The sequence below is a fragment of the Pseudofrankia sp. DC12 genome (genome assembly GCF_000966285.1).
Classification (GTDB): domain Bacteria; phylum Actinomycetota; class Actinomycetes; order Frankiales; family Frankiaceae; genus Pseudofrankia.
Genome location: NZ_KQ031391.1, coordinates 3,536,161 through 3,555,185, shown reverse-complemented (window position 1 = coordinate 3,555,185; position 19,025 = coordinate 3,536,161). Strand labels below are relative to the sequence as shown.

General features: G+C 74.0%; 16 protein-coding genes. 6 read left to right on the top strand and 10 right to left on the bottom strand.

All coding sequences use genetic code 11. The annotated features are described in order from the left end of the window. Window positions 1-43 precede the first annotated feature (43 nt). Window positions 44-1,477 carry a serine/threonine-protein kinase gene (locus FRADC12_RS28395; protein WP_052710903.1) on the bottom strand — a complete coding sequence of 478 codons (1,434 nt, stop codon included), beginning with the start codon at window positions 1,475-1,477 and terminating at the stop codon, window positions 44-46. Between the two features lie 525 nt (window positions 1,478-2,002). Between FRADC12_RS28395 and FRADC12_RS14030 the strand changes: the two genes are divergently transcribed. Continuing rightward, window positions 2,003-2,578: a hypothetical protein gene (locus FRADC12_RS14030; RefSeq protein WP_045876998.1), complete on the top strand. Its 576-nt coding sequence runs from the start codon at window positions 2,003-2,005 to the stop codon at window positions 2,576-2,578. Between the two features lie 81 nt (window positions 2,579-2,659). Here the strand turns inward: FRADC12_RS14030 and FRADC12_RS14025 are convergent, their stop codons facing one another. From FRADC12_RS14025 to FRADC12_RS14015, 3 genes are all read right to left on the bottom strand, one after another. Then, the gene (locus tag FRADC12_RS14025; protein ID WP_045876997.1) at window positions 2,660-4,075 is read right to left on the bottom strand and encodes a sensor domain-containing phosphodiesterase; all 1,416 of its coding nucleotides are present in this window, start codon (window positions 4,073-4,075) and stop codon (window positions 2,660-2,662) included. A 495-nt stretch (window positions 4,076-4,570) separates the two neighbouring features. Continuing rightward, window positions 4,571-4,777 (bottom strand): developmental transcriptional regulator BldC, encoded by a 207-nt coding sequence (gene bldC, locus FRADC12_RS14020; protein ID WP_013428155.1) that lies wholly within the window; start codon window positions 4,775-4,777, stop codon window positions 4,571-4,573. 152 nt (window positions 4,778-4,929) lie between these two features. Beyond that, window positions 4,930-5,760, bottom strand: a complete 831-nt coding sequence (locus tag FRADC12_RS14015) for a DUF8083 family protein (protein WP_045876996.1) — start codon at window positions 5,758-5,760, stop codon at window positions 4,930-4,932. 369 nt (window positions 5,761-6,129) lie between these two features. Here FRADC12_RS14015 and FRADC12_RS14010 point away from each other — a divergent pair, with 369 nt between their 5' ends. After that, entirely contained in the window at window positions 6,130-7,239 is a 1,110-nt protein-coding gene (locus FRADC12_RS14010; protein WP_045876995.1) for a Glu/Leu/Phe/Val family dehydrogenase, read from the top strand. 204 nt (window positions 7,240-7,443) lie between these two features. Next, on the top strand, window positions 7,444-7,653 hold the full coding sequence (locus FRADC12_RS14005) for a DUF3073 domain-containing protein (RefSeq protein ID WP_045876994.1): 210 nt from the start codon (window positions 7,444-7,446) through the stop codon (window positions 7,651-7,653). A 224-nt stretch (window positions 7,654-7,877) separates the two neighbouring features. Here the strand turns inward: FRADC12_RS14005 and purM are convergent, their stop codons facing one another. The 3 genes from purM to FRADC12_RS13990 all read right to left on the bottom strand — a co-directional run bounded on the left by purM (window position 7,878) and on the right by FRADC12_RS13990 (window position 11,997). Next, a complete protein-coding gene (gene purM, locus FRADC12_RS14000) occupies window positions 7,878-8,996 on the bottom strand; it encodes a phosphoribosylformylglycinamidine cyclo-ligase (RefSeq protein ID WP_045876993.1) in 1,119 nt (372 codons plus the stop codon). After that, window positions 8,993-10,654, bottom strand: a complete 1,662-nt coding sequence (purF, locus tag FRADC12_RS13995) for an amidophosphoribosyltransferase (protein ID WP_232304164.1) — start codon at window positions 10,652-10,654, stop codon at window positions 8,993-8,995. The genes purM and purF overlap by 4 nt, the downstream gene beginning before the upstream one ends. A 542-nt stretch (window positions 10,655-11,196) precedes the next feature. After that, window positions 11,197-11,997, bottom strand: coding sequence for a sterol carrier family protein (locus tag FRADC12_RS13990; RefSeq protein WP_045876991.1), 801 nt, complete (start codon window positions 11,995-11,997; stop codon window positions 11,197-11,199). Between the two features lie 167 nt (window positions 11,998-12,164). Between FRADC12_RS13990 and FRADC12_RS13985 the strand changes: the two genes are divergently transcribed. Together FRADC12_RS13985 and FRADC12_RS13980 are read left to right on the top strand one after the other, a co-directional pair. After that, window positions 12,165-16,040 carry a sacsin N-terminal ATP-binding-like domain-containing protein gene (locus FRADC12_RS13985; RefSeq protein WP_084010725.1) on the top strand — a complete coding sequence of 1,292 codons (3,876 nt, stop codon included), beginning with the start codon at window positions 12,165-12,167 and terminating at the stop codon, window positions 16,038-16,040. Between the two features lie 58 nt (window positions 16,041-16,098). After that, window positions 16,099-16,479: a DUF2530 domain-containing protein gene (locus FRADC12_RS13980; RefSeq protein WP_232303785.1), complete on the top strand. Its 381-nt coding sequence runs from the start codon at window positions 16,099-16,101 to the stop codon at window positions 16,477-16,479. A gap of 15 nt (window positions 16,480-16,494) precedes the next feature. Here the strand turns inward: FRADC12_RS13980 and FRADC12_RS13975 are convergent, their stop codons facing one another. Together FRADC12_RS13975 and FRADC12_RS13970 are read right to left on the bottom strand one after the other, a co-directional pair. Next, complete coding sequence (locus FRADC12_RS13975) at window positions 16,495-17,067, bottom strand: flavin reductase family protein (RefSeq protein ID WP_045876990.1); 573 nt, start codon at window positions 17,065-17,067, stop codon at window positions 16,495-16,497. 234 nt (window positions 17,068-17,301) lie between these two features. Continuing rightward, entirely contained in the window at window positions 17,302-17,883 is a 582-nt protein-coding gene (locus tag FRADC12_RS13970; RefSeq protein ID WP_045876989.1) for a winged helix-turn-helix domain-containing protein, read from the bottom strand. A 135-nt stretch (window positions 17,884-18,018) separates the two neighbouring features. Between FRADC12_RS13970 and FRADC12_RS31295 the strand changes: the two genes are divergently transcribed. Then, on the top strand, window positions 18,019-18,156 hold the full coding sequence (locus FRADC12_RS31295) for a hypothetical protein (protein ID WP_157488854.1): 138 nt from the start codon (window positions 18,019-18,021) through the stop codon (window positions 18,154-18,156). Between the two features lie 234 nt (window positions 18,157-18,390). On the opposite strand, the gene thpR is transcribed toward FRADC12_RS31295, so the two are convergent. Continuing rightward, window positions 18,391-19,017, bottom strand: coding sequence for an RNA 2',3'-cyclic phosphodiesterase (gene thpR / locus FRADC12_RS13965; protein ID WP_045876988.1), 627 nt, complete (start codon window positions 19,015-19,017; stop codon window positions 18,391-18,393). Between the last annotated feature and the right edge of the window lie 8 nt (window positions 19,018-19,025).

Genomic DNA, 19,025 nt, shown 5'->3' with positions numbered 1-19,025 from the left:
CACGACCTCGGAAGCCGACACGAACTCAGGACCTGGCCCGGATTCAGGCGCTGGCCGGTCGGGCTGGCACGGCCTCCGGGGCTGGCACGGCCTCCGGGGCTGGCACGGCCTCCGGGGCTGGCACGGCCTCCGGGGCTGGCACGGCTGCGGCAGCCGGGCCGACGCCGAACGCCGGCACGACGCCGAACGCCGGCCCGGCCCCGACCGGTGGCACGTCGTCGAGCGCCGGCGCAGCCAGCATCGGCGACACCTCGTCGACAGCCAGCGCAGCCGCGACGGCCTGCGGGCCGTCGAACGCCGGCACACCGTCGGCCCCCGGCACAGCCTCAACGGACGGCACAGCCTCCACCGGCGGAGCGGGAACCGGCGTGGCTGGTCGAGGCACCGGGGGCGCGATGGCGGCCGGTGGCGCCCACGCGAACGGCGCGAGCCGCGCACTCGGCGCGGCGGCAGGTGCCGGCTCGGCGACGGGCCGGGCCGGCCCGGCGGGCAGCGCGAGGCGACGCTCGGGCTCACGCGCGCTGAGCCGGCCCGCGGACTTCTCGCCCATCAGCGTGAGCAGCAGGTCACCAGCGGACGGCCGGTCCTGCGGGTCCTTGCTGAAGGCGGCGCGGACCAGCGGGGCCAGGTCCGCCGGCAGCGCGCCGAGGTCGGGGGTATCGTGCGTGACCCGGTGCAGCAACTGCTCCGGGGTGCCGTCACCGAACGGCGGTGCCCCGCTCGCGGCGAACGTCATGACGGCCGCCCAGGCGAAGACGTCGGCGGCCGGGCCGACCTCGTCGCCGCGAGCCTGCTCGGGCGCCATGTAGCCGGGGGTGCCGATCTGGCTGGCCTCCGGCGCCGCGTGCCCGCGGCGGCCACGGCCGCGGCCCCTGCCGCCCCGCCCGTGCTGCTGGCCGAGGGCCTGGCCACCAAAGCCGTTGGCGATGCCGAAGTCGATCACCCGTGGCCCCGACGGGCCGAGCAGCACGTTGCCGGGCTTGAGGTCATGGTGGGCGATACCGGCGCCGTGGATCGCGGTCAGCGCCGCGCCCATGCCGACCGCGAGCCGGGCCAGGTCGCCGGTGCCAAGCGGGCCTCCGGCGTTCACGGCGGCACGCAGCGTGGGCCCTGGCACGAACTCGGTGACCAGGTAGGGCAGTGCCGCGTCCGGGTCGGCGTCGAGCACCGCGGCGGTGTAGGCCTCCTCGACCTGACGGGCATGTGCCGTCTCGGCCCGGAACCGCTCCCGGAACTCGGGGTCCCGGGCGTACTCGGACTGGATGACCTTGACGGCCACCCGCCGGCCATCGACCGACTCGCCGAGGTAGACGGTGCCCATTCCACCCTCGCCGAGCAGGCGCAGGACGCGGTAGTCACCGACGAACGCCGGGTCCTTCGGACGGCGAGGAAGACCCGGCTCGGGCTCGGGGAGCACGACCGGCGCGCCCTCGTCGATCTCCTGGGCGCGGGGGGCGCGGCGCGTCAGCAGCCCCACGGAACCACCCGACCACGCAGAGCCACCCGACGACGCGGAGCCACCCGACGACCGGTCAGCGGCATCCAGCGGGCGGCACGGTCAGCGAGATCGCGATCCCGACGTCGCAAGGTTCCTCCCCACCCGGAGCGTGAACCGGCGGCGCGCTCCGACTCACAGCTGGTCATCGGGGCAACGTGCTGCGTGGGCCGCAGCGTTCACCGAACGCCTCGAATGACCAGATTTTGCACAGACCGGCGCAGACCAGGTCGGCCCGCCCGGCCATCGTGCCGGCAGGTCCGCCCATCACCAGGACTGTTGCGCCGCTGGTGTTGGCCAGATTCGGCAATGGCGTCCGAATCGTGGGTGATGGATGAGATAGAGCCCGCGAGTGGACAGCCGCAAGGGTAGCAATAGGGCCAATGGAGCGTCCTGGTCCACCTCCCCTACCGTCGCCTACATCGGGGCGCGACGGGTATCACGGGACGGATTGTCCTGAATCTGTGCGGGGTCGGCCCACAGCGTTGGGCGACCAGGCTGCACACTGTGGCGGTGCCGGGACTGCTGCCACCCCCCTCCGCCGGTTTCCCCATCTACGGTCTGCGCCGGGGACTGCTGGAGCCGCGATGGCTCGAGCTGTGGGATACCTGGCGCCCGCGGTCGGAACAGGTCTGGCGCGTATGCCTCGGGCACGGCGACGCGGCCCACGCGGGACCGCGGGTCATCGTGACGACGGTGCCGAGGCTGCCGGCGATGCAGGTCGGTGAGGTGGGCTACGGCCCGACCGTGGCCGATGACGCCATCGGCTGGGCGCAGCAGAGCATGCTGCACGCCGTCGCTCCCGCGTTCCCGAGCTCCGTAGACCGGCAGGAATGGTGGCGCTACCAGCTGGAGCTCGCTGGCTGGCTGTCCACGAACCTCGACGCCGAGGACTGGACGACGATGTACCTCCCAGTCGATGGTCAGTCGCTGCCGTTCCTGCTGCGCCAGCATGGCCCGGCCTGGGCGGCGTTCGCGGAGACCGAGACCGGGTGGATCGCATTGGACGGCATTCACCGGGGCGCCGTCGGTCTAGCGCTGGAGACAGTCCCGACGGCGGCCTACCTACCGATGGCCGTCTGACCGCCCGGTCTACCGGGCCGATCGAGTAACCCGCGACGACTCAGGGGTGGCGGTACGTCGAGCTACCTACCGACTTTCCGGTTACAGACCGCTATCACTGCACATAGGCGACTCGGACCACTTTCGGGCCGCCGGGCCGCCGGGCCGGGCCTCCCACGGGCCGGGCTCGTATACCGAGGACAGACGGTCAGGTGGCGCTATGTAGTTCCCCTGGCCGAGCCGTACCTGCGCGGCCCGGAGGGTGGCCAGTTCCTCCCAGGTCTCGATGCCCTCAGCCAGCATGGTCGCCCCGATCTCGTCCGCGACCTGGATGAGCGCACCGGCGATCACCTGCCGGGCTGGGTCGGTGTCGATCCCATGCGTGAGAAACCGGTCCATCTTTACGAGATCTGGACGCAGCACCAGGAACTGCGCGAGACCGGCGTAACCCGATCCGACGTCATCCGCGCCAATCCGCACGCCGCGGGCCCGCACCTCGTCGATCACCCGCAGCGCCTCGGACTCCGCCTCGAGCCGGTTGTGTTCGGTGATCTCCAGGAGCAGCCGACTCGGCTCGACCTCCTGGATCAGTTCCAGCAGATCCGGGCGCACGCTGTCGGGCGACACGTTGACCGAGAGAAAGAGCCCCGACGGCAGGCGTCCGAGCTCGGCGAGCGCGGACCGCATGGCGGCATACTCCAGCTCGACGCCCAGGCCCACCGCCGCAGCGCAGGCGAACCAGCGTTCGGTCTCGGTCTGGACGCCGTTCCCCGGGCCGCCGGAACCTCCGGTTACGGACCGGTCCCCGCCCGCCCACGCGGCGGCGAACCGGGCTCCCGGGTCTGACCGCGTCTGGCCTTCCCCCGGATCGAGCCCCGCGAGGTCCGGGTACGGAGGAAAACGGGCCAGCGCCTCGACGCCGACGAGACGGCCCCCCGCTCCCAGGTCCGCGATCGGCTGGTAGACCATGGCCGGGCCGCCGGCGTCGATCACAGCACTGATCCGGTCCCAGTACGCCCGGCGCCGCTCCCACATCCGGGGCAGGTCGGAGACCGAGTCGGCGATCATCTCGGCGGCCAGCCGCAGGAACCGGACATCGCGTTCCTGCAGGTCGGGGCGCGGCTCGTGGGCCAATGCCGTGAGCACGCCGTAGAGCGTGCCGTCGCGTTCGAACACCGTTGCCGAGATGTACGCGCCGGAACGCAATGCCTCCACCGCGGGCAGCTGCCGGACCGCGTCGTCACCGCGGACGTCCCGGACAAACGCCGGAAGCTCGCCGGTGATGACGCGGGGATAGGCGGTGGCCGTGTGGCGCATGGTCGTGCCGACGCTGATGCCGAACGAGCCGGCGTCGCCGTCGAGGGCCTCGATGACCACCAGGTCGCCCTCGGCCCTGGCCAGCCAGACGACGTCCATCCCCAGCCGGTGCCGAACGGCCTCCAACAGGTCGGAGATGGCGCGGTCCTGCTCCGGAACGGCCAGCACGGGCCCGAACGTCGCCTTCCGGTTCCTCGCCACGGGCGTCCCCCCACCGGTCTGCCGGCACAGGCGAAGCGCCCCCGGCCTGGTGCCTACCGGCAGCATTCCCCGCCCGGTCCGGTTCGCTCACCTGCGCCGGGCGTACACAGCACGAGGACGGACGGCGTGATGCCGTCCGTCCTCGTGTTGGTGCAGGTGAAGCGGTTGGTGCGTGTGAACCGGGCAGCCCAGTGCAGGCCGTCCGGTTCGGCGCCGCAGGGATCCTGCCGACCTACGCGACTGCGCAGCCTCGGCGGGCAAGCCCCTTCTCCCGATCCGGCAGATCGGTGGGACGGGCACGTGAAAGAACTGAGCCGGCACGCCAGAAGGACCGATGACCAGGGCCCATAGGCCACCAGCTCATCGGCACTGGCAGGTTGGCGTGCCTGCCCAGAAACCCACCCCAGTCGGTACGCGCCGCACCGGCCACCGGCCGCCGTCCCCGTGGGCGGCCAGATTGCTGGCTTGGCGTGCGACCGACCTGGATCAATCCACCTAGAGGTCGCCCCCCATGCTGGGGACACCCTTCAACAGGGCACGGACCTCTGCCTCCCGGTAGCGCCGATGGCCACCGAGCGTGCGGATCGACGTCAGCTTCCCGGCCTTGGCCCACCGGGTGACGGTCTTCGGATCAACCCGAAACATCGTCGCCACCTCGGCCGGCGTCAGCAGGGGCTCGGCGTCCGGCGTTCTCGTCGTCATTGCGTTGGCCTCCCGTCACAGAGCGTCGCTCCGTCCCATACAGATCGTGCATCCTTCGGGGGCATTTCGGACATGGCACGTCGGGACCATCTGCTGACTAGTCACAGCTCGTCCGAAGCGGGTGGCGACTCTCTGTTAGCTAACGCCCGAGCTCAGCTCGCGGATTCCCGTGCCTGCATGGGTCGCCAGCGGACGAGCACCCGCTCGTAGGCCTCCGTCGCCCGGTCTGTTCGCCCTTGGCGTAACGCCCGGACGGCCTCGGCGAGGTCCTCCACGGAGCTGTCCTGGCGCAGCACGTCGTCCTCGAGCAGGTCGACCAGCCCGTCGTAGTCCAGCTCGACCCGGCTGCGCGGGTGGAAGGCGTCCAGCCAGCGGGCGAGGTCGGTGACGCCCTCCGCGGCGGCGGTGTCCGGCATCGAGGCGCGCATCGCGGCCAACGTGTCGGTCGCCTCGGAGATCCGCCGGCGAGCCAGGCCGATCTCGGTCCGGTAGACCATCGACCGCTCGGCTGTGTCGCCCGTCACGAGCATCCGCTCGGCCGGGTCGAACAGCAGGAACCACGGCGCCGGGACCGTCCAGGTCGATGTCTCGATGTGCACCTTCGGTTCGGGCCGCCGGGCCCGCCAGCGGTCCAGCTCCGTCTCGGCCGAGTCGATGACCCGCCGCGGCAGGAACACGTCCGCGATCCGCTCCGGCATCCCGCCGCGGAACTCCACCGCGGCCTGCCACACCCGCAACTGGGTGGACCAGGGGCAGACGAACATCAGACCGTCGACCATCTGCACGAACGCCGACTCGCCCGCGACGTCGAGCGACGGGCGGACCGTCGCGACCAGCGCGACCACCCGCTCCCGGCGGGTGCCGGCCCGGCGTGACGGCGGAGCCGTCGCCGCGAAGCGCTGCCAGCGCAGCCGCTCGGCCGGCGAGAAGGCGGCCAGTGGCTCGTAGACCCGCAGATACGCCGCCGGAGAGACAACAGGCACCTTGGACCCCCTCCCCAGCCTGATCCCGCCGAGGCGAGGCTATCGCGCAAACGGCGATCGGCCGGAACCGGCGCTTGCGCGCATCGCTCGATCCGGCAGGAACCTGGCTCCGCCTGTCGGGCGCTTAGCGCCCTCCCAATCTTCGTTGTCATCTTCGTCGTCTCATGACATGGAAATTGCAGCCGGTCATCATCCCGGCCGGTTTCGTGGCTGGTTCACACTTTTGAGTCGCCGGTCAGCACGGGGCGGCTGGTTCGATGGACGTCGCTGGGCCTGGGCCAGAACGTCGGTTCAACACGAGGCCAAGTGCGGCAGGGGCGCCTCGCGCCCGAGCGCGGCGGGCCCGGTGCCCGCCGTAGGGTTCCAGGCATGACAACGGTGTCCGCCTATCCCGGCGAGCCGCGGGTCGCGTCGTCGGTGTTCGACGCCGGCGCCGAGCACGAGCAGGTCGTCTTCTGCTCCGACCCGGCCTCCGGTCTGCGCGCGATCATCGCCATCTTCTCGACCGCGCTCGGCCCGGCCCTGGGTGGCACCCGGTTCCACCCCTACCCGGACGAGTCCTCGGCCTTGGCCGATGCGCTGGCCCTCTCGCGGGCGATGGCCTACAAGGCGGCCTGCGCCGGTCTGGACCTCGGCGGCGGCAAGGCCGTCATCATCGGCGACCCGGCGAAGGACTCCTCCGAGGCGCTGCTGCGCGCGTACGGCCGGTTCGTGGCCTCGCTCGGCGGGCGTTACATCACGGCCTGCGACGTCGGAACCTATGTCGAGGACATGGACGTCGTGGCCCGGGAGGCACGCTGGGTGGCCGGGCGGTCGCCGGCGCACGGCGGGTCGGGCGACTCGGGTGTGCTGACCGCCTACGGCGTGTTCGAGGGGATGCGGGCCAGCGCCGCCAGGGTCTGGGGCAGCCCTACCCTGGCGGGGCGGACGGTGGCCGTCAGTGGGGTGGGAAAGGTGGGCGCACGGCTGGTCGGCCACCTGATCGAGGACGGCGCGTCGGTGCTGGCCACCGACGTCAACCCCGCCGCACTGGCCCGGCTGCGCACGCTGCATCCGACGGTCGAGATCGTCGACGACCCCGACGAGCTGATCGGCGCGGCAGCGGACGTCTACTCGCCGTGCGCGCTCGGCGGCGCGCTCACGGAGGAGACGGTCGGCCGGCTGCGCGCGAAGGTGGTCTGCGGCGGAGCCAACAACCAGCTGGCCCACTCCGGCGTCGACAAGCTGCTCGCCGACGCCGGGATCTTGTACGCGCCGGACTTCGTCGTCAATGCCGGCGGGCTGATCCAGGTCGCCGACGAGATCGAGGGCTACCGGGCCGACCGGGCCAAGGCGTCTGCCGCGCGGATCTTCCGGACGACTCGGAACGTTTTCGAGCTCGCCGAGGCCGAGGGGCAGACGCCCGGTGCCGCCGCGGTGACACTCGCGGAACGCCGGATGACCGGAATCGGCCGGCTTCGCCGCATCCTGTTGCCCTGAGACCCCGCGCTCGCACCCACCGCCATCGTCCGAACGGGGCGAAGGCAGGGCACGAAGTAGCAGAAGGCGGACGCTCCATGGCCCGCCGGCGGCAACTGCGGGGTTGGCGTGCCGACCGGCCCGCGATCCCTGTAGTCTCGGTAAGCACGAGACAGTTAGAGCACCGGGGCGGGTCCCCGTCGTCATGTTCGAGGGGGTCGAGCCATGGGGCGCGGCCGAGCGAAGGCCAAGCAGACGAAAGTCGCCCGCGAGCTCAAGTACAACTCGCCAAATATGGATCTCGACCGGTTGAAGGCGGATCTGGGCGTAAATGGGTCGACCACTCGAAGCACCACCGAGGGTGATGATCCCAACGCGGACGACGAATACGACGACGACGAGTACAGCGCGTATCTCGTCGACGACGATGATTAGCCCGGCCATCCGGCGCTGACCTCCGGTCAGCACGCCCAGGCCCGCGCCAACGCTCCCGAGGCAAAGCCCGGGAGCTTGGCGTGCCAGGGCCCGAACCGCGGCCTCGGCAGCCGCTGGCCAGGTCAGCACGGGATCGACTCCCGCGCACGGCTTTCGCCGTCATCGCCACCCCGGACGACCGCCCGGCCCCGCCCGGCACACCGGGCCGGCCGCACGCTCACGGATCAGGGATGGGCACCGGTCACGCGGGCGGTCAGGCCGTCCTCGGCGTCCGCCGCGTCGACGTGGCCGGCGAGCCAGGCCGGGACGCCACGGTCGGCCAGTACGGCAAGCGTCGTGTCAACGGCACCCGGAGCGACGACGGCGATCATTCCGACGCCCTGGTTGAACGTCTGCTCCATCTCCGCGAGCGGGATGTCACCGCGTTCGGCCAGCAGCGCGAAAACCGCCGGCGGCGTCCAGGTGGACCGGTCAAGCGTCGCCAGCAGCCCGGCCGGGATCACCCGGGCCAGGTTCGCCGCCAGCCCGCCTCCGGTGATGTGCGCGAACGCACGCACCTCGGCGGCGGCCGCGGCCGCCAGGCAGTCCTTCGCGTAGATCCGGGTCGGGGTCAGCAACGCCTCCCCCAGCGTCGTGCCGAGCGCCGGCTCGACCGCCCGCAGCGCGGCCTGGCCCTCGGCGCCGATGCCGCCGGGCGCGGTCGGGTCGACGGCGCCGAACAGCACGTGGCGCACCAGCGAGAAGCCGTTCGAGTGCACCCCGGACGACGCGATCGCGATCAGCGCGTCGCCGGCCCGGACCCGCTCCGGGCCCAGCACCTCGTCCGCCTCGACGACGCCGATCCCGGTCGCGGCCAGGTCGTAGTCGTCCGCGCCCATCAGGCCCGGGTGCTCGGCCGTCTCGCCGCCGACGAGGGCGCAGCCGGCCTGCTCGCAGCCGGTCGCGATCCCGGCGACGATCGACGCGACCCGGCTCGGGTCGAGCGATCCGCAGGCGATGTAGTCCAGCAGGAACAGCGGTTCCGCGCCGCAGACGACCAGGTCGTCGACGACCATCGCGACCAGGTCGATGCCGACCGTGTCGTGGACGTCCAGCGCCCGCGCGAGAGCGATCTTGGTGCCGACACCGTCGGTGGACGAGGCCAGCAGCGGCTTGCGGTAACGGCCGGTGTCCAGGGCGAACAGGCCGGCGAAACCGCCCAGCGACCCCACCACCTCCGGCCGGGTCGCCCGGGCCACATGCCCCCGCATCGCCTCGACGGCGCGCTCCCCGGCCGCCACGTCCACGCCGGCGGCCCGGTAGGAGGCCCCGGCCGACGCGCGAGCGCCGTCGGTGCCGGTCACGAGCTCCTGCTTCCCGCCGGAGCGACGTCCGCGGCCGGACCGTCGATCGCGGCCATCTCCCCGAGCGTGTCCATCTCCCCGAGCGTGTCCAGACCGGCGAGGCCGGCGAGTTCGTCCAGCGCGTCAGGCGACGGATCGGCGCCGTTCATCCCGACCACGACTCGCCGGCTGAACGCTTCCGCGAGCGCGGCACCGGTTGCCGCGCCGCTGCCCATCCCCTCCAGCTGGTGCCTGCCGCCCAGTCGGTCGGAATCCATCAGCGGTACCGGGTAGACGCCGTCGAAGCAGGCCCGGCACAGCTCGTTCGCCGGCTGCCGGGACGCGTCGACCAGGCCGTCGAGCGAGACGTAGGCCAGCGAGTCCGCCCCGAGCGAGGCGCGGATCTCCTCAACCCCGAGGCCGCTGGCGATCAGCTCGGCCCTGGTGGCGAAGTCGATGCCGTAGAAGCAGGGCCAGCGCACCGGCGGCGACGAGATCCGCACGTGTACCTCGGCGGCGCCGGCCTCGCGCAGCATCCGCACCAGCGCTCGCTGGGTGTTGCCCCGCACGATCGAGTCGTCGACGACGACCAGCCGGCGGCCCTCGATCACCTCGCGCAGCGGGTTGAGCTTCAGCCGGATGCCCCGCTGGCGGATCTTCTGCGACGGCTGGATGAACGTCCGGCCGACGTAGGAGTTCTTCACCAGGCCCTCGCCGAACGGGATGCCGGACGCCTCGGCGTAGCCGACCGCCGCCGGCACTCCGGACTGCGGCACCGGGATCACCAGGTCCGCGTCTACCGGTGCCTCGCGGGCCAGCGTCCGGCCGACCTCGACCCTGGTGGCGTGCACCGAGCGGCCGGCGATCGTCGTGTCCGGACGGGCCAGGTAGACGAACTCGAACAGGCAGCCATGCCGGTCAGCCGGGGCGAACCGCAGCGAGCGCGGCCCGGCCTCGTCGATGACCAGCAGCTCACCGGGCTCGACCTCGCGGACGAACGTCGCGCCTACGATGTCCAGCGCGCACGTCTCGCTGGCGACCACCCAGGAGCCGGACGGATGCTCGGCGCCACCCTCGGTCCGGCCGTCGAGGCGCCCTAGCACCAGCGGGTGGATGCCGTGTGTGTCGCGGGCCGCGTAGACGGTCGCGGCGTCGGAGAAGGCCAGTGAGAACGCGCCGCGCAGCCGGGGCAGCACGTCCAGCGCGGCCTCGACGAGGGTCGGGCCGGGGTGCTCGGCGAGGAGCGCGGTGATCAGGTCGGAGTCGGTGGTGGCGTGCATGCCGGCGTCCCGGTTGTCACCGAGGCCCTCGGCCAGCTCCAGGATGTTGGTCAGGTTGCCGTTGTGCGCGAGCGCGACGCCACCGCCCAGCTTGGCGGTCCGGTACGACGGCTGGGCGTTCTCCCAGGTGGAGGAGCCGGTCGTCGAGTAGCGGGTGTGCCCGACGGCCAGATGGCCTGACAGGCTGGAGAGGGTCCGCTCGTCGAAGACCTGGGCGACCAGGCCCAGCTCCTTGAAGACCACGATCGTGCGACCGTCCGCGACCGCCATGCCGGCGGCCTCCTGGCCACGGTGCTGAAGCGCGTAAAGGCCGTAGTAGGTGAGGTTCGCGATGTCCTCGCCGGGCGCCCAGATGCCGAAGACCCCGCAGGCGTCCTGGGGCCCCGCCGCGTCGTGCAGCTCCCGCTCCCAGGCCCGGTCGTCGACGCCACCGGTAGCCCGGCCGCCCGTGCCGCGAGTGTCGCAGCCAGGTTCGGTGGGCACGGGCCTCGGGTTACCCGAGCCTCCCGCGTCCGGGGCAGCAGCCGTCCCCTTGGTCACTGGCACCAGTCTCCTCGCCGTCAGGCCGTTTGAGGGGTGCCGGGGATCTGTCCCCCCGGGCAGGCAACACGGGACATGGACGGTCTTGTACGCGAAGGTGGACGCACCGTCGACAGCCACCGGCTTTCACGCTAACAGGGGCTGGGTGAGCGAGCATTTCCCTTCGGACATACCCGTGACCAGTGCCACGGCGATCGGCCGGAACGGGCGCGGAGCGCCCGCCGCCCGCTCCGCCTGGTCCGGGCGCTGAGCGCCCTCCCCGATGTGGTACGGGGCCGGCGAAGAAGTCCGGCGATCAGCGCTGGTCAAGGGCCGGCATGTCGGCTGGTTTTGCCGGTCCGGTCGGAACTATGCAACCGATCTGGCAATGACCTTGGAAACTCGGCCTGGCCTGAAGGTGGCTACAGCAGCGGGAGCCAGGGGCGTAGGTCGGCACGATCACCACTGGCTGTGATCCGGCCGGTGGCGAGCGCCCTGGCCCATTCGAGCCGGCCGGCCGCCACCTCGACGAACGCCACCGGATCCGCCTCGACCACGTTCGGCGGGGTGCCGCGGGTGTGCCGGGGGCCGTCGACCACCTGCACCGCGGCGAACGGCGGCACCCGGACCTCCACCGACCGGCCGGGCGCCCGCGCCGCCAGCAGGTCGACGAGCGCCCGGGTGACGATCCGCAGCGCGTCCCGAGCCGGCGCGAACCCGAGGTCCAGCCCGTGCACGACCCCCTCGACACACCGGGTCACGACGAAGTCCCCGAGCCGGATCGGCCCGCCCGGCGAGCTGACCACCTGATCCCAGCCAGGCGACGAACCGGCACCGAGCGCGGCCTGCAGCCCCCCGGCCGACGCGGCCACCGCGTCCCGGAGCCGGCCACGCAGCTCGACGGCGCCCGGCCCTGCCGCGTCGGACCGGGCGGTGTCCGCGACCGCCTCCGCTCGCGCACCGACGCCGCCCAGATAGTCGACGGCGTCCGCAGCGCTCACGCCGGCGGCTGGGCCGGCCGCCAACGCCACCGCCAGCGCGCCGCCGGAGCGGGCGCAGTGCGCGACCAGGGCACCGACGGTCCAGCCTGGCAGCGGGCTGGCCGCGTCGAAGGCGGCGTCCGGCAGGGCGTCGACCCCCGCGGCGACGACCCGCCACTGCTCGCCGAACGCCTCGGCCAGCCGCGCGTCGTCCGGCCGTCTGGCTCTAGCTCCTCGTGCCACCGGCCCATCCTGCCGTGATCCCGACGATCGCCGCACCCGCCCCGCACGCGTCACGGCCGCCCGTCATTGCCGCCCTGGCACCGCACCAGTGGCCGCATCGCCGGACGACTCGGGCCCAGGTGGACGGCCACCCGCCAACCGGGCGCGCGGGTCGCGAAGATAGAGCAGTGGAAGCGACGCATCTCGACGCGATCGACGGCGCGGGGCCGGCAGGCCCCGACCTCTCCGCCGGCCAGGCAGACCCGTTCGGGACGGCGGCGATCCGATCCCGGGTGCTAGACGCGTGGGCGGCATCGCCGGCCCGGTTCCGGGAGGACGCGAATGCCGAGGAGGACGCGGCGCTCGGCGCCTACCGCGACCGGCTCGTCGCCGAGCTGTTGCAGAACGGGGTCGACGCCGCCGCGTCGGCCGGCGTTCCCGGCCGGGTCCTGATCCGGCTCGCCGGGGACCTGCTGGAGGTCGCGAACACCGGAGCGCCGCTGACGGCCGAGGGCGTCGAGGCGCTCAGCACGCTGCGCGCCTCGGCGAAGCGGGATGTGGCCGCCGTCGGCCGTTTCGGCGCGGGGTTCGCCGCCGTGCTGGCCGTGAGCGACGACCCGTCCGTCGTCTCGCGCGCGGCCTCGCCAGGGGATCCCGCGGCCTGGCGCGGGGTGCGGTGGTCGAAGGAATGGACGGCCATGGCCGTGCACGAGATCGGTGCCGCCGGGCTGCGCACCGAGCTGGGCCGTCGAGAGGGAGCGGCGCCCGTGCTGCGGCTGCCGTTCGCCGAACCGGCGCCGCAGCCGGTGCCGGCCGGTTACGACACGGTCGTGCGCCTGCCTCTGCGGGACGCCGACGCGGCCGCCATGGCCCACGAGCTGCTCGCCGCGTTCGACCCGACCCTGCTGCTGGTGCTGCCAGGCCTGAGCGAGGTCGTACTGGAGGTCGACGGCCAGCTCCGCACCCACAGCTGCGTCTGGGAGCACCTCGGCGCCAGTGCGGCCGGATCCGAGCTGCCCGCCGTCGAGGCTCCGGGCGCCGAGCCGGCGGCGAGTCTGTTCACGCGCCCGTCCGGCGCCGACGAGGGCCAAGAGCCCGTGGAGACCCCGCTGGACACGACGTTGGAGATCGCGCTGCTGAACGGGGAGCGCTGGCGCGGCTGCGTGCGGCGCGGCACGATCCCGGCCGCGCTGCTCGCCGGCCGTCCGGTCGAGGAGCGGACCAGGACCGGCTACGTGGCTCGGGTGATGGTGCGCGACGGTGGCTGGCCGACCGGCGTGCCGAAGGTGGTCCGGGCACCACAGCCGACCGACGAGGCGTTGTCGCTGCCGGTGCTGGCCAGCGTCGAGCTCCCGTTGGAGCCGTCCCGGCGGCACACCGTCGCCGGCCCGCTGCGCGACTGGCTGACCGACCGGCTCGCCGAGGCGCTCGCCGCGCTCGCCATCCACCTCGGCACCGCCGGCTCCACCGACGATCCCGCCGACCTCGCCGGTGCCGCCGGCAGTGACGCCGACGGGGCGGACGACGACCTGTTCGCCGTCTTCGCCCCGCGGCCGGGCCGGCCGCAGGCCGCCACGGCGCCGGGTGCGGATCCGCTGGTGCCGCCGGACCCGCTGGTGGCGCTGGAGCTGGTCCCGGCCGGGCTGCCCGCCGGAGCCGTCGACGGCCGGCTGCGGGATGCCGTCGCCGCGATGCTGCCCGAGGCCGCGATGATGCCGGGCGGCCGGCTCGGCCGCGAATGCGTCGTCTGCGACCTCGGCCCGGCCACCGACGCCGTGACCGCCCTGCTCGCCGGTCCCCACCCGCTCGGCCGCGCCGACGCGGGCCATCGGGTCGACCACGGCGTCGCCTCCAGCCCCGATCTCCTCGACGCCGGGTTCGACAGCGGCTTCGGGGTCGCCGTCGAGCTGGGTTCCCCGGTCGGCGAGGACCAGACGGCGGGCGTCGTAGCCGGCCTGCTGCCCGCGCGGTACGCCGCCCGGCACTGGCGACGGGCTCTGGATGCCCTCGGCGTGCGCCGGCTGGACAGCGCCGGGCTGGTGGAGGTGCTGGCCGGGCTACGCCGGCCGCCGGCCTGGTGGTCGGCGCTGTACTCGGCTCTGATCACCGCGCCGGACCGGGACGCGCTCGGCGCGCTGCCCGTTCCCATCGCGACCGTGGCCGACGACGACACGCGGACGTTCTCCCCAGGCGGTCCCGCCGGTCCGGTGACGGGCCAGGACTCGCTGGTCGGCGACACCTCGAGCGCGGCGCCCCTGCGGGTCCGGATGGTCACCGGGCCGCGCGGGGTGCTGCTGCCCACCGACGGGCTGGACGTCGTCGCGCTGGCCGCCTCCGGGCTGCCGCTGCGGGTCGTGCACCCGGACGCCTGCCTCGGCGGCGCCCGGGACGCGCTGCGCACGCTCGGCGCCGTCGAGGGCACCCCCGCGGGTGTGCTGCGCGACCCCGCGGTGCACGAGGCGGTCGTCGACGCCGACCCCGACGACGATCCGGAGGAGCTGCGGGCGCTGGCCGCTGCGGTGCTCGCGCTGGTCCGTGACGCGGGGCTCACCGCCGAGGAGCTCACGGGAGGGCTGGACTGGCTGGGCGAGCTGCTGCTGCCGGACGTCGACGGCGAGTTCGTCCCGGCCTCCGAGCTGCTCATCGCCGGCGGCCCGCTCGACCGGCTGGTCGCCGACGACGCCCCGTTCGCCGTCCTCGGGCCCGAGCTGACCGACGCCTGGCCGCCGGCCGTCCTGGAAGCCGTCGGAGTGCTGCGCACGTTCGGCGTGCTCTACGCGAACGACGTGACCCTCGACCCGGACGAGCCCGTGCTGTTCGACCTCGACGACAGCGACACGTGGGTCGAGGAGGCGGCCGATTCCCCGGCCCTGGCCGCGGTCCGGGCGGCGGCGGCGCGGGCCGGCGCGGGCCGGGGTTCCTACGGGGCCGGCGACGGCGAGTTCGCGGGTCGCGCCCCGGTCGTGCTCGCGAGCTTCGCGGCCGTGCGTGACCTGGAGCTGGTCGACTCGGCCGCCTGGCCGCGGGCTCTCGCCGAGCTGGCTCAGCCACCGCTGCGTCACGTCGTTCTCGGCGACGAGCCGTCCTACACTCGCTGGTGGCTGTCCCGCCATGCCCTGCTGCCGGTCGCGAGCCGGGCCATGACCCACTCGGACGGCTCGGCCGGCGCCTTCGGCGACGCCGGTTTTGGTGACGGCCTCGACGACGGCCTCGACGGTGCCGGGCCACTGGCCGGCCGGGTGGTCCGGCTGCCACCGCCGGAGCTGCGGCTGCCCAAGGCGGACCCGCTGCTCGACGGCCTGTTCGCCCCCGCGGCCCCGCTGCCGGGCGTCGACCCGGAGCTGCTGCGCGCGCTCGGCTGCCGGTTCACCCTGGACGACGTCCTCGGCGACCTGGCCGGGGTGCTCGACCTGCTGGACCGGCTCGGCGACGTCGACCGGGAAGTCCCCTGGCCCAGCGCCCGCGCGCTCTACGTGGCAGCGGTGACCGCCGCGACGCTGCTCGCGACCGGCCCGGACGGCCGACCCGGCGGCGGCCTCGCCGACGGCCGGTTGGACCCGCCGCTCACGGTTCGCACCCCACTCGGCGTCGTCCCGACCGGCGACGCGGTGATCCTCGACGCGCCCGACCTGCTCACGCTCCTCGGTGACGTGGCGCCGCTGCGGCTCCCGCTGGACCGCGCGGCCGAGGTCGGGCACGTACTAGGTGTCCCGCTGGCCTCGGCGCTGGCCGACTGCCCGATCCTCGCCGACCCCGCCGACGCCGCGATCGAGCAGCAGGCCCCGGACGGCACGCCGTACGTCCAGCACACCCGGCTCACGGTCGCGGACCTGGCCGGCCGCCCGACCCGGACGGGCTGGCGGGTCGTCGGCGGCATCGGCGGCGAGATCCACGTCGACGCCTCCGCCGGCTCCGACGCGCTGGCTCGCGCGCTCGCCTGGCAGGCCGGCACCTGGCACCGACGGCACGCCCTGGCGGCCGCGCTGCGCGACCCGGACGGCACCGAGTTCCGGGACGCCGAGGACGACCTCGACGACTCCGGCGTCCCGCTGTGGGGAGGCTGAGCAGCCACCGGCGGCGGCTCGGGGGGTGCGGTCCTGGCCGCCCGAGCGCTCGGCCCCGGTGGCGGGTAACGTCGCCGGCGTGGAGGCGAAAGTGCCGCTGGAGCAGGACGCGGCCGGCCAGCGGCCGGCAGGCCCGACGTCGACCGCGGTGAAGGCCACCGAGGCCGACACGGGCGGGGTGGGCGACGGGGCCGGGCCGGCCGGCGCCGGCCTGGCGCCGCTGCCCTACGACGGGGTCGGCTCGGTCGCGGGTGGCACCGTCCTGTGGCTGATCGCGCTGGCCGTGATGATCCCGCTCGCCGGTCGGCTGCGCCACGACGGCCACCTGTGGTGGCTGGCGACAGCCGCGTGCGGCTCCGGCCTCGGGCTGGTCGGCCTGTTCATCGTCATCCGTAGGCGCAACCGGATCCGGCGCGGCGAGCGGTCCAACGCGAACTGACCGAGCCGGCCGAGCTCAGCTCTCCGGCTCCTGCACCCGCTCACCGGGCGGGGTCATGTCGGTCAGCGTGGCGTAGCGGCCGTCGTGGTAGACGAGCGGCTCGTCCGCCCGGTCGACCCGACAGTCGATCACCTCGGCGACGACGAGGTAGCTCTCCCCGGCCGGGATCCGGTGCCCGATCCGGATACGCAGCCAGACGGCGACGTCCGACAGCAACGGCTCCCCGGTCGGGAGCGTCTCCCACCGGATCGGGGCGGCGAACCGGTCGACGCCACGGGTCGAGAACCGCCGGGCGATCTCCTCGTGCTCCCACGACAGCAGGTGGACGATCAGCGTGTCGGCCTCGAGCACCGCGGGCGCGCTGGACGACGTCGCCGACAGCGACAGCGACAGCAGCGGTGGGGCCGCCGACAGCGACGCGACCGAGGTCGCGGTGAAACCGACCGGACCAGCCGGCCCGGCACACGTGACCACCGCTACCCCGGCAGCGTGCCTGCGGAACGCCTGCCGCAGCGCGTCCGGCTCGATTGCCGGACCTACGACGGCCGGCCGCCGCGCGTCCCTGGCAACCCCCGGCACGCTGGTCATGACCACCCTTCGAGTCAGAAAACGACTAGCCAGCCGCCCGAGTCGAAGTCTCACACGGCTTGCTCGGCTGGTCCCCGGGGACGGCAGCCGCTCCCAGGCTCCGCCGAGCACGTCGTCGCCGCGAGGTGGCCGACTGGCCTGGACGCCACCGGCGATGCCTCACCTGACCATACGAATCGAGATCCCACAACCGGGCCCGAAGTGACGAAGGCGGCGCTACTGGGACAGCCCGGCTCAGGCGACCGTGTCGACGGGGGCCGGCCGGTAGCGGTACCCGACGCGGCGGACGGTCTCGATCCTGGCCCGGTTGTCCGGGCCGAGCTTGCGGCGCAGCCGGGTCACCAGCACGTCGACGGTCCGGCCGGCCTGACCGGGGTCGTCGTCGACCCGGTGGCCCCAGACGTGGCGCAGCAGGGCGGCCCGGGAGTACACCCGGCCGGGGTGTCGGGCCAGGAAGTCCAGGACCTCGAACTCCAGATAGGTCAGGTTCAGCAGCTCGCCGTCCAGCCAGGCGGCCCAGGCCGACCGGTCGACCGCCAGGCCCACGCGCCGGCTCGGCAGCGGCGTGGCATAGGCGCTGGTCGCCGCGGCCCCGGCCGCCGCTCCGGCGGCGGCCGGCGCACGGTGGAACTGCCGCAGGTCGAACCGCTCGCCCGGGCGGGCCACCCCGGCCGGGCGGCCCAGCTGAGCCCGCGCCGTCTGTGCCGTCGGGACGGCCGGGCCCGGCAGGCGGCGGACGGGGGCGACGGGCGCGAGCGGGCGTGGCGCGACCAGGTGCTCCGAGGCGGCGCGGACCGTGGCGGGCTGGGGCGACATGGCGTTCTCCTTGGGCGTGGCGGCTGAGCGAGTGAGGCTTCGGTAGCGCGGGGCCGGTCCCGCCCGGGTCCGCCGCCTGCCAGCCGGTCGAGTCCAGGGCTCGCGCGCTGGGCTTCGCGGGTCGAGGGACCACCGGTGGCCGTGTCGGCAGGTTCCCGGCGACGCGAGGCCGACGGCCAGGAACTGGCGGGAGGGAGCGGCGGGCTGGGCCCGGCGCGGCGCGATCGGGAGGTGGTCCCGGAGGCGATGCGGGCCGCCGTGCTGACCGAGTGAGGTCAGCGAGTGAGGCGGCCTGGAGTGGCTGGCGGCAGGGTCGGCGGGGTCTTCAGCGGACCGGACAGGCCGCGGAAGAGACCCGGAGCAGGTCGATGTGGCCCCGGGTGACCAGGTAAGCCGGCTTCAGCACAAGCCAACAGAAACACACCCGCAGCCGGCCCGCCAACGCCTTACCGGTGTGTCGTGATTCACTTTTCTACTTCTTGACTTAACAAACTGAACTTTTGAGCGTCAGGCGCCGGCCAACGGCCAGGTCGACTCGACCGTGTAGGCGGGCTGGGGGCCCAGCACGCTGCTCATCAGCTCGAAGCGGTCGACCGTCCAGGCCAGGGCCGGCAGCCCGCCGAGGGCGGCCACGACCGGACGCAGGTCCATAGGCTCCGCCGAGGCGCCCGGCCCACCGGAAGTGCCAGCGGCCCGGGAACCAGCCGCCGCGCGCGCCGAGCCGGCCTGGTCCACCCGGCGGCCAGCGCGGGCGTAGGCAAGAGTGAGGTGCGCCCGCAACGGGCGCGGGTCCAGGTCGGCCACGCCCGCTCGCCGCGCCGCGCGACATATCCCCGCGGCCAGCGGGGCCAGCTCGCCGTCGACCCCGGCCCACAGGACCCGGTCGCCGAACCGCCCGGCTCCGGCCAGGGCGACCTCCACCGGTGGGTGGCGCCGCGCGACCCGGCCGAGCCGCTCGGCCAGCGCGGCGCGCAGGGCGTCGTCGACCGAGCCGAGGAACACGAGCGTCAGGTGGCTGCGGGCCAGATCCACCCAGCGCAGCGCCGGCGCCGTCGGTCTCGCCCGGGCCACCGCCGCGCCGAGCGCCGCGATGACCTCGGCCGGCGGCGTAGCGGCGACGAACAGCCTCGCCATGCCCCGAT

Bases quoted from the DNA above. Each gene is read 5' to 3' on its own strand.
- FRADC12_RS14005 (WP_045876994.1), top strand. From the start codon at position 7,444: ATGGGGCGCGGCCGAGCGAAGGCCAAGCAGACGAAAGTCGCCCGCGAG.
- FRADC12_RS14010 (WP_045876995.1), top strand. From the start codon at position 6,130: ATGACAACGGTGTCCGCCTATCCCGGCGAGCCGCGGGTCGCGTCGTCG.
- FRADC12_RS13975 (WP_045876990.1), bottom strand. From the start codon at position 17,067: ATGACCAGCGTGCCGGGGGTTGCCAGGGACGCGCGGCGGCCGGCCGTC.
- bldC (WP_013428155.1), bottom strand. From the start codon at position 4,777: ATGACGACGAGAACGCCGGACGCCGAGCCCCTGCTGACGCCGGCCGAG.
- thpR (WP_045876988.1), bottom strand. From the start codon at position 19,017: ATGGCGAGGCTGTTCGTCGCCGCTACGCCGCCGGCCGAGGTCATCGCG.
- FRADC12_RS13970 (WP_045876989.1), bottom strand. From the start codon at position 17,883: ATGTCGCCCCAGCCCGCCACGGTCCGCGCCGCCTCGGAGCACCTGGTC.